Raw genomic sequence first — 11,718 nt, 5'->3', positions numbered from 1 at the left:
GGACGCTTCCTTTGAGACCCTTTCACCGGTCTCTCCGGGCGTTACGCTCTTCGGTGTTTCTTTTGTCTTGCTTCTCTTCGAGGTTACCAGATCCGTTTTCCCATTTTCAACTTGCCGCCGGCTTGGCTGCGAGTCGTTAAACAGGCCGCGCATCTGGTTTTCCTCGATGCACCCACCTTAGCAGGCTTTTGCAGGGTCCCGAACCGCTTCTCGGTTTCTGCTCGCCGCCGGCGAGTTCGTCCGAAATACAAAATCGGGCAACGCAAAAGCACGACGGCCGGAGATCGCGAGAACGATTCCGTTCGCTTTGCTTCGATGTGGTGGTCGCCTCGGGACCGGCCATTGCGCCACGAACGCGGACCAGCTTCAGGCACACGACACTGCGTGCTGCGCTTCAAGGGGGTTCACGGAAGGCGCACCTGTCCGGATCTCCCGAACCTGCGACTCGGAAGACTTTAGACCACTCTTCCGAGGGAGTCAACCCCCGGCCGAAGATTCCTGGCGAGAGGGTTCGTCGGCCGGGTCGACGGCACGTGAAGTCCCTTATGGATCAAGGACCTTCGGGAAGCTCCGGATCAGCGTCAGCCGAGCGCCAACGCCGCCAGATTGCGCTTGCCGCGCCGGAGCAGGGCCCAGCGGCCGTGCAGCAGCTCGCCTGCGGTCAGCGTCGCGTCCTCGTCCGTGATCTTGACGTTGTTGACGTACGCGCCGCCCTCCTTGATGGTGCGCCGGGCCGCGGACTTGCTGGCGACCAAGCCGGTCGCCACGAGCGCATCGACCACCGTGGGCAGCTCGGCGACCTGCGCGGACGGCAGTTCCGCGACGGCCGCCGCAAGAGTCGCGGCGTCCAGCGAGGCCAAGTCGCCCTGTCCGAACAACGCGCGACTCGCCTCCACGGCTGCGGCGCACTGCTCCGCGCCGTGAATCAGCGTCGTCAGCTCCTCCGCCAGCGCGCGTTGTCCCGCACGGGCTGCCGGGCGCTCGGCGGACTCGCGTTCGAGGTCTTCGATCTCCTCGTGCGAGCGGAAGCTGAACAGACGCAGGTAGCGGGACACATCTCGGTCGTCCGCGTTCAGCCAGAACTGGTAGAAGGCGTACGGCGTGGTCAGCTCGGGGTCGAGCCAGACCGCGCCGCCCTCGGTCTTGCCGAACTTCGTGCCGTCCGCTTTGGTCAGCAGGTTCATCGTGACCGCGTGCGCGGGCCCGTGCGGCTTGTTGCCGGTCACGCGCCGGATGAGGTCGAGGCCTGCGGTGATGTTGCCCCACTGGTCGCTGCCGCCGATCTGGAGCGTGCAGCCGTGCCGCCGGTAAAGCTCCAGGTAGTCGTTGGCCTGGAGGATCACGTAGCTGAACTCGGTGTACGAGATGCCTTCGCCGCCGAGCCTCGACTTGACCGTGTCGCGCGCGAGCATCTGGTTGATGCTGAAGTGCTTGCCCAGGTTGCGCAGCAGGTCGACCGCGCTGAGGTCCTGGGTCCAGTCGTAGTTGTTCGCCATGAGCGCCGTCGTGGGCGCATCGCCTTCGAAGTCGAGGAAGGCGGACAACTGCGTGCGGATGCGGCCGGTCCAATCGTGGACCGTGGCCGCCTCGTTCAACTGCCGTTCGGCCGACGGCTTGGGGTCGCCGATGAGTCCGGTGGCCCCGCCGACCAGGGCGATGGGCCGGTGGCCCGCCTGCTGAAGGCGCCGCAGGGTCAGAATGATCAGCAGGTGTCCGACGTGCAGGCTGGCGGCGGTGGGGTCGAACCCCGCATAGACCGTCACGGGACCGTCCGCGAACGCCTTGCGCAATGCGTCCTCGTCGGTGGTCTGGGCGATCAGCCCGCGCCACCTCAGGTCCTCGACGATGTCGGTCACGGTGGTTCGTCTCCTCTTGCGGTACGGAAAGCTCACGATGCGTTCGTTTGGCGAGGTCGGGCGTGCTGTCCGCCTGCGCTCGTCTACAGCGTGCCCGACGCGTCCGCTGCCGCGCGAACCGTATTGCGGCGCACGCGCGGCACGTGGGCGCGGTATGGGCTGACCGTCGGGTCTCCGGCCACGTGGAACCGCCAGGGGTACGCCTCCGGATCGCCGCCGAGGCCGGCGACGCCCGTCCGCGGCCCGGTGCGAATCATTTCAGGTGGCACGGGCGTGCCGTGAAGGAGGCGGAACCCTGTCCCGGGCACGCACGCGTCCACGCCGTCGTCGCCGCGCCCGATGCCCATGGCCACCGTCAGGCGGGCCGGCCCCTGGGCCAGGTCGGTGTCGCGCCGCGAGCCGGGCCGCCGCGCGCGGGCGAGGGCGATGCCGTCGGTGATCTCGCCGGCGCGGATGAGCAGGCCGCACGCCTTGCCCTCGCGTCCGCAGACGACGTTCACGCAGTGGTGCATGCCGTAGGTGAAGTAGACGTACAGGTGGCCGGCCGCTCCGAACATCGTCGCGTTGCGTGCTGTCTTGCCGCGGTAGGCGTGCGACCCCGGGTCGTTGGCACCGTCGTACGCCTCCACCTCGGTGATCCGCAGCGTGATCGGCCCGTCGTCGGTCTCGCGGACAAGCAGGCGGCCCAGGATCTCGGGGGCCACATCGAGGACGGGACGGGCGAAAAAGGATCGGGGCAGAACCCGACGGGACACGTCCGGCATGGGCCAGACTCTACGGCGACCGCAGAAGTCGTAAGCCAGGGGAGCATCCATGGTGTTCAAGAAGTTCATGGCGAGCATGGGCGCCGGTGGGGCCTCGGTGGAAACCGAGCTCTACCGCCCGGACGTCATGCCGGGCGGGGTCGCCGAGGGCGTGATCCGCATTCAGGGTGGCAAGGTCGACCAGGTGATCGAGGGGTTGTTCGTCGAGCTTCGCGCGGTCGTCGAGGTCGAGACCGAGGACGGCGAGTACAAGGTCAACCAGGACTTCGCGCGCCTCCAGGTGGGCAGCGGCTTCGAGCTGCGCGAGGGGGCGACGCACGATCTGCAGTTCCGGCTCCCGATCCCGTGGGAGACGCCGGTGACGGTGTTCCGCGGGGTGCCGCTGCGCGGTACGAGCATCGGTGTACGCACCGAGCTGGCGATCGACCGGGCGATCGACAAGGGCGATCTCGACCCGGTGAACGTGCACCCGATCCCGGCGCAGGCGGCGATCCTCGACGCGTTCGGCAACCTCGGCTTCCACTTCAAGGGCGCCGACCTGGAGCAGGGCCACATCCGCAACACGCGACAGCGGCTGCCGTTCTACCAGGAGATCGAGTTCGCGCCGTCGTCGGGCCAGTACTCCCGGATCAACGAGGTCGAGCTGACCTTCATCTCCGACGAGAACGCGACGGAGGTCGTTCTGGAGGTGGACAAGAAGGGCGGTCTGCTGAGCGAGGGCAGCGACGCGTACCGGCACTTCACGATCGACCACGGCGCGGTGGAAGGCACCGACTGGACGGCTTACCTGCACGGTTGGCTGGAGGAAGTGGGTCGTCGGCGCGGCTGGCTGTGACCGTCGGCTCAGATGGCCTGCCGCCGCCNAGGCACCGACTGGACGGCTTACCTGCACGGTTGGCTGGAGGAAGTGGGTCGTCGGCGCGGCTGGCTGTGACCGTCGGCTCAGATGGCCTGCCGCCGCCTGCTGCCCACCGAGTCGACCCGGTCGGGTCGGCGCCGGTGGGCGGCGCCCCGACTCGGGGGGTGACCGCGTAATCTCGGCGCGTACGCCCGACGTTCCCGTCGACGACGAAGAGGAGTCTGCCGTGTCGCAGCCGAAGATGCCGCCGTTGCCGTACGAATTCCTGCCGGAGAAGCCGTGGTTCACGGTGGAGAGCACGGACGTCGCCGATGGTGTGACGCTGTCTCTGCCGCAGGTGAGCGGTGTGATGGGGGCGGGCGGGCAGGATGTGTCGCCGCAACTGTCGTGGGCGGGCTTCCCGGCGGAGACGAAGAGCTTCGTGGTGACGTGCTTCGACCCGGACGCGCCCACGGGCAGCGGTTTTTGGCACTGGTCGCTGGTCGACGTCCCGGCGTCGGTGACGGAGTTGGCGTCGGGCACGGGTTCGCCGGACGGCAAGGGGCTGCCCGAGGGGGCGTTCCATGTGCGCAACGACGCGGGCATCCCGGGCTACGTCGGTGCCGCGCCGCCGGAGGGGCACTACGCGCACCGGTATGCGTTCGTCGTGCACGCCGTGGGCACCGAGAAGTTGGGCGTGGACGAGAACGTGTCGCCGGCCGTCGTCGGGTTCCACTTGTTCTCGAACACGCTTGCGCGGGCGATCGTCACGCCGGTGTACGGCCGCTGAACGTTCCCCGACCGCGGAGTAATTGCGTTGTCGAGCTGATCGTGTCGCAGGCAGAGTGGACACGGCCCGCCACCCGAGGGCGGCGGGCCGTGTCCTTTGTTGTTGGACCGATTGCTCTTGAACCGACGGATCGTCGAGACCGAAAGGCGCGCATGGCCACCGCGGCACCTCCGCTCCCCTAGTGCACCGGCCGGCCCGTTCGGGTGCCGGCGGTTCCGGCGGGGTGCGCCCGGCCGGGTCTTGCACGTTCGCGGGTCCCGGCGATCCCCACCCCGAAGGGAGGGCGGACGCATGCGGGACACGTTGGTGCTGAACGCGACGTACCAGCCGCTCGCGACGGTGTCGTTCCGTCGCGCGCTGGTCTTGGTGTTGCAGGAGAAGGCCGTGGTCGAGGACGTCGATCCGGGCCGTGTCGTGCGGGCTGCGGCGCTCGAAATGCCCGTTCCGCGGGTCATCAGACTGCTCCGCTACGTCCGTGTGCCGTTCCGACAACGGGTTTCGTGGTCGAAGCGGGGGGTCCTACAGCGTGACGGTCGCAAGTGCGCGTACTGCGGGGGCCGGGCCACGACGGTCGACCACGTCGTGCCGAAGTCGCGTGGCGGGGCCGACTCGTGGCGCAACACGGTGGCTGCGTGCGCGGCGGACAACCAGCGCAAGGCCGACCGTACGCCGGACGAGGCGGGGATGCGGTTGTTGTTCGAGCCGTTCGAGCCGGCCGGGACGCGGGCGCTCGTGCTCGCGTTCGGGGTGACGGCGGAGCAACAGGCGTGGTTCGGCGAGGCGGTCACCGCCTGATCCGGGGTGTGTGAAGCGGCCGGGTGGGTGCAGGGCTTCGTTGTCGACTCAGCGTCAGCCGAAGTTCTTGCGAACCCACTCGGCCCAGCCCTTCTCGAATTCGGCGAGGGTCTTCCCGGTCGCGGTGCGGATCGCGGCGCCGACGCCGCCGGAGGTCCCTTGGTAGACGTCGGCGATGAACGCGCAGGCCTTGTCGCGGCCGTAGGTGTCGGCGAGGTAGCGCAGGGCCAGGTGGGACTGGTTGTAGGCGGCATCGATGACGTCTTCCTTCGCGGCGGCGAAGTCGGCGTCGGTGGGCAGTTTCCCGGTGAAGGTGCCGTCCTCGATCTGGGCGCCGACGGCGCGTGCCTCGTACGTGCCTCGGATCGACCGGTCGGCCTGCGCGACCCAGTCGGCGAAGCCTTCGGCGGTCCAGAGGGGGATGTCCTGGAAGTCCTCGGTCATGAGCGGGTCGAGCAGGGCGTGGACGAGTTCGTGGCGCAGGATCACGCGGGCGAACGACGCGTCCTTGTCCATCTCGTCGAGGTCGATGACGACGCGGCTGCCGCCGATGGTGCGGTTGTCGCCGGCGGCGGCCATGGGGAGCGCGTAACCGGCCGCCCAGTCGCCGGGGGACTCCCGGCTGTACAGGCTTTCGAAGGTGTCGCGTTCACGCGTGAGGGTGATGGCGAAACCGGGTGAGACCCCCGTGGGCCCCTTCCAGACGCCGATGTCGTAGACCGCGGCCGCTTCGGCTTCGTCGGCGCGGGTGCGCAGGTCGGCGGCTGTCGCGGCGGGGCCGAACACCACGACGTGCGGCCGGCGTTCGACGGCGAGGTCCCATACGTCCCACGGGGCCGGGTAGCCGGATGCGCCGAGTATGACGCTGTCGCGCGAGCCGGTGACGTTGGTGATGTTGCAGGCGTCGTCGACGGTGACGCACCGGATGGTCCATACGTAGCGCTCGGCGACGGGGCGCACGTCCACGTTCGCGAGTTGGTGCCGAAAGGCGATTTCGACGGTCGCGTTGACGGGCCAGCCGTTGACGGCCCCGGGCTCGGTGCGGGCGTCGGTGACCGCGGTGGCCGACCAGGCACTCTCGTCGAAGGGGACTTTGCGCAGATTGGCGAACAAGCGGCGTTCGGTGTCGACGAGTGCCTTGTTGTTCTTGTCGACGGTGCCGAGGAACGCGGTGGCGTCGTTCTTGGCGAGGGCGACGCTGCGGGTGTTCGCCAGTCGTTGGGCGCGGGTCATGGCGCTGTTGCGCGCGGTCGATGATGCGTCGGGGCCTTGGAGTTCGGGCACTTCGCCGCCGTGCGGGGAAGTGCCGTCGCCGTCGGGATCGACGGGGCCGCCGCGGTCGGGTTCCACAGCGCCCGCGCCGGGCGGCCGTCCCGGGTCGACGCCGGCTTCGACGGCCGCGCGGGCGTTGCCCGTTCGGTCGTGGATGCTCGACCCGGCGGCGACCAGGACGGCGAACGCGGCCAGCAGCGAGCAGACGATGATGGCGGCGGTGTGCCGGTCGCGGCGCGGGTCGACGACGGAGTTCGGCCAGAGGCCGAGCGTGTCGCCGGGGTGGCGGAAGGGGACGGGGCCGCTCGGCAGGGGTGTGCGTGGTCCGGGAACGGCAACCCAGGCGTACGCTCCGGGCAGCGGCGCCTGATGGCGGACCGTCGCGGACGGATCCGCCGCTTTCGTGTCGGTTGCGGAGTCTGGGGTCGCCGGCGCGTCGGCCTGCTGGTCGGCCGGCATCTGACGCGGAATCATGGGTGCGTCGGTGGCGCGGTCCTGTTCGCCTTCCGCGGGGGCACCGGGCGCGCCGGGCTCGGCACGTTCGGTTTCGACGGGCGGCTGAGGGCCGTCGACCGTCGGCCGAGGCGTGTTGTGGTCCATCGTCATCCTCGCGCTCCCGGTCCGCCCTCACCCCTGCGGGTGCAGCGCGAGGATATCCGGGCACGTGTCGGGTCGGGGAGTTCCGCCTGGATCTTGACAGTCGTACGGCCGAATCCGGCGCTCATACATGGGTTTTGACCCACTGTGCCCATTTCTTCTCGAACGTTGCGAGGTCGATCCCCGTGGCCGTCTTCAGCGCGTCCTCAAGGGCAGTTGGTGCGCGGTAGACGGCGACGACGAATGCGAACGTCTTGGCCGCGCCGTACTTCTCGACCATGTAGCGGATCGCCGTCATGCTCAGGTGGTAGTTGATGCCGTTGGCCTCGGAGCCTTCGCCGTAGATCTGGTCGTCGGCGGGGAGTTTGCCGGGGAAGTCGCTGCTGCGGACGTACTCGCGTGCGGCGGGTGCGTAGAACTCCCCGAACAAATCGGCCCATTCCAGGTATTCGGCGAAGCCTTCGACGACCCACAAGGGTATTCGGGCGTTCCGCGAGCCGCTGAATCCGGAGATGAGGGCGTGTCCCATCTCGTGCCGCATGACGGCGGTCTGGGCGTCGGCGGCGCCCATGCCCTCGGCGTCGGTGTTCCAGGTGATGCGGCTGCCGGCGATCTGGCGGCCGGGGTCGGCCGCCGACGTGCCGGGAGTCCCGGGTGCACCGGGCGTCTCGGGGGCGGGATACAGGGGCGCGCAAAATGCCACGGTGCCCGCGGGTGCGTCGCTTCCGTAGGCGCGGCCGAACGTCGCGGTGTCGGGGCTGGCGAACACCAGGAACCGGGACGGGATATCGGCCGGTCCCTCCCAGAGTTCGAAGTCGCGCTTCGCACTGGTTTCGGCGCGGTCCGCCCAGGTCGCGGCCCGGGCGCGGTCGGCCGTCGCGGCCAGGAGGATCACGTGCGGGCGTTGCACCACGACGAGTTCGGTCAGGTCCCAGGGCTGCGGGTCGTCGAACTCGACGGCGGTGACGCGTATCGGCGCCCCGATCGCGTCGCGGGTGACGGACCAACGGTACGCCTGGCGGGCCGGGACCGCGTCGACGCCGGGTATCTGGTGCACGAACGCGAAGGTCAGGCGCGCGTTGACCGGTTCGGCGCCGACCGCCTTCAGGTTGCCGCTGTGGACGTTCTCCCAGCGGAAGACGGTGTACTGGAACGGGATCAGGCGCAGGTTGGCGAATGTGCGCCGCCGTTCGGCGAGCAGGGCGGTGTTCGCCTTGTCGTAGGGGGCCAGGAAGGCGTTGACGTCGCCGGTGCGCAGGGCCTGGGTCTGGGCGGCGGCGAGTGCTCCGAGTTCGTCGGGGGTGATCTGGTTTCGGGTCGCCGCGGCCGTGGCCGGCGCGGGGGGCGGTGCGGGCGGCGCCTCGTGGGCGGAGGCGGGGCTTTTGGCGCTCGCGGCGTCGACGACTTCGCGGGCGCCGGAGCCGCTGAGGAAACCCGCGGCGCCGAGCAGCACCGCGAGCACGGTGCCGATGACCATGAAGGGGATCAGCGCCGGATGCGGTCCGCGGCGCGGCGGGGTCGGCAACGTCCGGGGACCGTCGGGAAGTTCTTCGGTGGGCACGGCTCCTGCGGCGTCGGCGTCCGGGGACGCCTCCTCCGGCCGTCGGTCGGCCATACGACGTCCTCCCCCGCGCACCCGCCGCCGACCGGCTCGTGCCGTGCTCCGCCCGGGTTGTGTTGCCTTTTGATATCCGCGATACCGCGTGCGCGGAGAGTACCGGGCGAACGTGACACACCGTCAAGCGGGTCGCGGGGGCCGGCTCATCGATTCACGACTCGTCAGTTTGTGTCCGGCACCCAGCCCGGGCGGTGTGCGGTCAGGAGCTTGTCGGACGCCGTGCGCAATACGGCGGTCTCCTCGTCGGCGAGGACGCCGAAGAAGGCGTCCTCGGCCTCGCCCAGCAGTCTGCGGCTGGCCTCGACGGCTTCGCGTCCCGCGTCGGTGACGTGCACGAGGTGGCGGCGGCGGTCTTCGGGGTTGCGGCGGCGTTCGGCGAAGCCGCGGTCTTCGAGCTCGTCGATGACGCCGACCAGCACGTTGGGGTCGATGCCGAGCGTGCGGCTGACGTCTTGCTGGGAGAGCCCGTCATAGGCCAGCAGGGTCTCCATGACGTGCACGTGCTTGGCCTTGAGCCCGAGCCGGCCGAGCGTCTCCTCGGCCAGTGAGAGAAGCAGTTCACCCACCTTGACCAGGCGGTATCCGGTCCTGCTTCCCATCGGAGGGCGTCTGTCCATGCGCCCAACTCTACCGATCCCAAATCATATGCATTCAATATGACATGGAATTTCTATCGTATGCTTCCCATACGATTTCATCGATCGGAAGGCCCGGTGATGTTCGCTGCCCTCGCACGCCTGACCACCGCCCGACCACGGCTGCCGCTGATCGGCGCGTTGCTTTTCCTGGCCCTGGCCGGGGTCGTCGGACGCGGCGCCGCCGACCACCTGCTGGCCGGCGGCAACGAGGACCCGTCGTCCTCGTCCGCACGCGCGGCCACCGCCCTCGACCGGGAATTCCCCGGCAGCCGACCGAACTTCGTCCTGCTGGTGACCCCGAGCTCACCCGCCCCGACGACGACCGCGGGCACCGCACTCGACGCACCCGACACTGCGGCACAGGCCCGGGCGCTGACCGACCGCCTCGCAGCGGAACCCGGCGTCACGGGAGTGCGCTCGTACTGGAGCACCGGCTCACCGACACTGCGCACCGACGACGGCCGCAGCGGCTTGGTGCTCGCGCATCTGGAGGGCCGCGAGAACGCCGCCGCGGACACGCTCGACCGGATCGCGCCGCACTACCGGGGCACGCAGGGCGGTCTCGACGTGCGCATCGGCGGCGTGGTGGCGGTGCAGCACGACGTGCAGACGACGATCTCGGAGGACCTGGTCCGCGCGGAGCTGATCGCGCTGCCCATCACGCTGCTGATCCTCGTCATCGTGTTCGGCAGCGCGGTGGCGGCACTGCTGCCGCTCGCGGTGGGGCTGTTCGCGATGTTCGGAACGAACGCCGTACTGCGGGTGGTCGCCTCGATGACCGACGTGTCGATCTTCGCGCAGAACCTCACGACCGTCCTCGGCCTCGGACTGGCCGTCGACTACGGGCTGTTCGTGGTACGCCGCTACCGCGAGGAACTCGCAGGCGGCGCCGACGTGCCGACGGCCGTGGCGACCACACTTCGCACGGCCGGGCGCACGGTGTTGTTCTCGGCCCTCACCCTCGCCGTGTCGCTCGCCGCGATGCTGGTGTTCCCGCAGTACTTCCTGCGCTCGTTCGCGTACGCCGGAATCCCGGTCGTGCTGCTCGCCGCGGTCGGCGCGCTCGTCATCCTCCCGGCTGCCCTCGTCCTGCTCGGACACCGGATCGACGCGGGCGATGTGCGCAAGCCGCTGCGGCGCATCGGGGTGTTGCGGCGCCCCGGGGCCCCGGACTCCGCGCGGGCTGTTCCGACAGGAGCGGCCGAGTCGGGCACCGGATGGGCGCGGTTGGCCGGAGCGGTGATGCGGCGCGCGCCGCTCGTGACGGTACTCACTCTCGGCGGCCTGGTCGTGCTCGGACTGCCGTTCCTGGGCGTGCAGTTCGGCACCGCGGACGACCGGCAGCTCCCGAGGTCGGCGGAGTCCCGGCAGGTGCAGCAGACCATCCGCGACCACGTCGAGGGGCGTCCGGCCGGGACGATCGAAATCGTCGCGCGCGACTCGGCGGACCCGGCGGCCCGCGCGGATTACGCCGCGCGTCTGTCGGCGCTGCCCGGCGTGGCGCGCGTCGTCGGCCCCGAGGGGGTGTTCCGCGAGGGACGGCCCGACGCCGCAGCGGGGGCGGCGGAGCCGGGGCGCGTCGCCGGGGACAGTGCGTACCTCTCGGTGGTGCCCGCCATCGAGGACCTCTCCCCCGCCGGGCAGGACCTCGTACGCGACGTGCGGGCGACACCGGCGCCGTCGCCCGTGCTGGTGGGCGGGCTGAGCGCGCAGATCGTGGACAGCAAGGACGCGATAGCCGAACGCCTGTGGAGCGCCGGGCTGATCATCGTCCTGGCGACGTTCGTCCTCGTCTTCCTGCTGACCGGAAGCGTCGTGATGCCGCTGCTGGCCATCGTGTTCGCGGCGCTGAGCCTGACCGCGATGTTCGGCGCGGTGGTGTGGGTGGTGCAGGACGGCAATCTCTCGGGCCTGCTCGACTTCACACCGACCGGGTCGATCGAGACGGCGCTTCCGGTCCTGATGTTCTGTATCGCGTTCGGCCTCTCGATGGACTACGGCGTGTTCCTGTTGTCCCGAATCAAGGAGGAGCACGACCTGACGGGTGACCACCGCCGGGCCGTGGCCGTCGGCCTGGCCCGGACCGGCAGCATCATCACCGCCGCGGCATGCGTGCTCGCGGTCGTGATGGGCGCGATCGGCACCTCGCGGGTGACGAACACGATGATGCTCGGCGGCGGCCTCGCGCTGGCCGTGCTGGTCGACGCGTTCGTGGTCCGCAGCCTGCTCGTCCCGGCGGTGCTCGCATGGGCCGGCGACCGCGCCTGGTGGGCCCCGGCTCCCCTGCGGCGCCTGCACGACCGCTACGGCATCTCCGAGGACGACCCTGCTCCGCCGCGCACCTCGGTACCCGACCCGAGGGTGTCGGTGTCGAAGACCAGCCACGAGTCGGCCGCCCGGTAACCCGGCACATCCCACGACGCCGGCGGGTCCGCCGCCAGCCCCTCGACCCGCGTCGTCGCGCGCGGGCGCGTCAACACCGCCGTGTACCGGTGGTGGACGTGCCCATGCGCGACGACGCGCGGGCCCAGCGCGTCGATGATGCGCTGG

General features: G+C 70.1%; 9 protein-coding genes. 4 read left to right on the top strand and 5 right to left on the bottom strand.

Annotated elements, in window-relative coordinates:
* Window positions 1-581: 581 nt before the first annotated feature.
* Together tyrS and ACRX5W_RS09320 are read right to left on the bottom strand one after the other, a co-directional pair.
* Window positions 582-1,856 carry a tyrosine--tRNA ligase gene (tyrS, locus tag ACRX5W_RS09325; RefSeq protein ID WP_436787484.1) on the bottom strand — a complete coding sequence of 425 codons (1,275 nt, stop codon included), beginning with the start codon at window positions 1,854-1,856 and terminating at the stop codon, window positions 582-584.
* Window positions 1,857-1,939: 83 nt separating this feature from the next.
* On the bottom strand, window positions 1,940-2,620 hold the full coding sequence (locus ACRX5W_RS09320) for a DNA-3-methyladenine glycosylase (protein WP_436787483.1): 681 nt from the start codon (window positions 2,618-2,620) through the stop codon (window positions 1,940-1,942).
* A gap of 49 nt (window positions 2,621-2,669) precedes the next feature.
* On the opposite strand from ACRX5W_RS09320, the gene ACRX5W_RS09315 reads away from it, so the two are divergent.
* The 3 genes from ACRX5W_RS09315 to ACRX5W_RS09305 all read left to right on the top strand — a co-directional run bounded on the left by ACRX5W_RS09315 (window position 2,670) and on the right by ACRX5W_RS09305 (window position 5,043).
* Entirely contained in the window at window positions 2,670-3,455 is a 786-nt protein-coding gene (locus tag ACRX5W_RS09315; protein ID WP_436787482.1) for a sporulation protein, read from the top strand.
* 250 nt (window positions 3,456-3,705) lie between these two features.
* Window positions 3,706-4,248, top strand: a complete 543-nt coding sequence (locus tag ACRX5W_RS09310; RefSeq protein ID WP_436787481.1) for a YbhB/YbcL family Raf kinase inhibitor-like protein — start codon at window positions 3,706-3,708, stop codon at window positions 4,246-4,248.
* Window positions 4,249-4,539: 291 nt separating this feature from the next.
* On the top strand, window positions 4,540-5,043 hold the full coding sequence (locus ACRX5W_RS09305; protein WP_436787480.1) for an HNH endonuclease: 504 nt from the start codon (window positions 4,540-4,542) through the stop codon (window positions 5,041-5,043).
* Between the two features lie 54 nt (window positions 5,044-5,097).
* Here ACRX5W_RS09305 and ACRX5W_RS09300 read toward each other — a convergent pair whose 3' ends face one another.
* The 3 genes from ACRX5W_RS09300 to ACRX5W_RS09290 form a co-directional block, all read right to left on the bottom strand.
* Complete coding sequence (locus ACRX5W_RS09300) at window positions 5,098-6,915, bottom strand: peptidase MA family metallohydrolase (protein ID WP_436787479.1); 1,818 nt, start codon at window positions 6,913-6,915, stop codon at window positions 5,098-5,100.
* Window positions 6,916-7,036: 121 nt separating this feature from the next.
* Window positions 7,037-8,527, bottom strand: a complete 1,491-nt coding sequence (locus ACRX5W_RS09295; RefSeq protein WP_436787478.1) for a peptidase MA family metallohydrolase — start codon at window positions 8,525-8,527, stop codon at window positions 7,037-7,039.
* Between the two features lie 164 nt (window positions 8,528-8,691).
* Window positions 8,692-9,147 carry a MarR family winged helix-turn-helix transcriptional regulator gene (locus tag ACRX5W_RS09290; RefSeq protein WP_436787477.1) on the bottom strand — a complete coding sequence of 152 codons (456 nt, stop codon included), beginning with the start codon at window positions 9,145-9,147 and terminating at the stop codon, window positions 8,692-8,694.
* A gap of 99 nt (window positions 9,148-9,246) precedes the next feature.
* Here ACRX5W_RS09290 and ACRX5W_RS09285 point away from each other — a divergent pair, with 99 nt between their 5' ends.
* Entirely contained in the window at window positions 9,247-11,571 is a 2,325-nt protein-coding gene (locus ACRX5W_RS09285) for an MMPL family transporter (protein ID WP_436787476.1), read from the top strand.
* Window positions 11,572-11,718 lie beyond the last annotated feature (147 nt).

The sequence above is a fragment of the Yinghuangia sp. YIM S10712 genome (assembly GCF_051388935.1).
GTDB lineage: Bacteria > Actinomycetota > Actinomycetes > Streptomycetales > Streptomycetaceae > Yinghuangia.
This window is presented reverse-complemented; position numbering and strand designations above follow the sequence as displayed.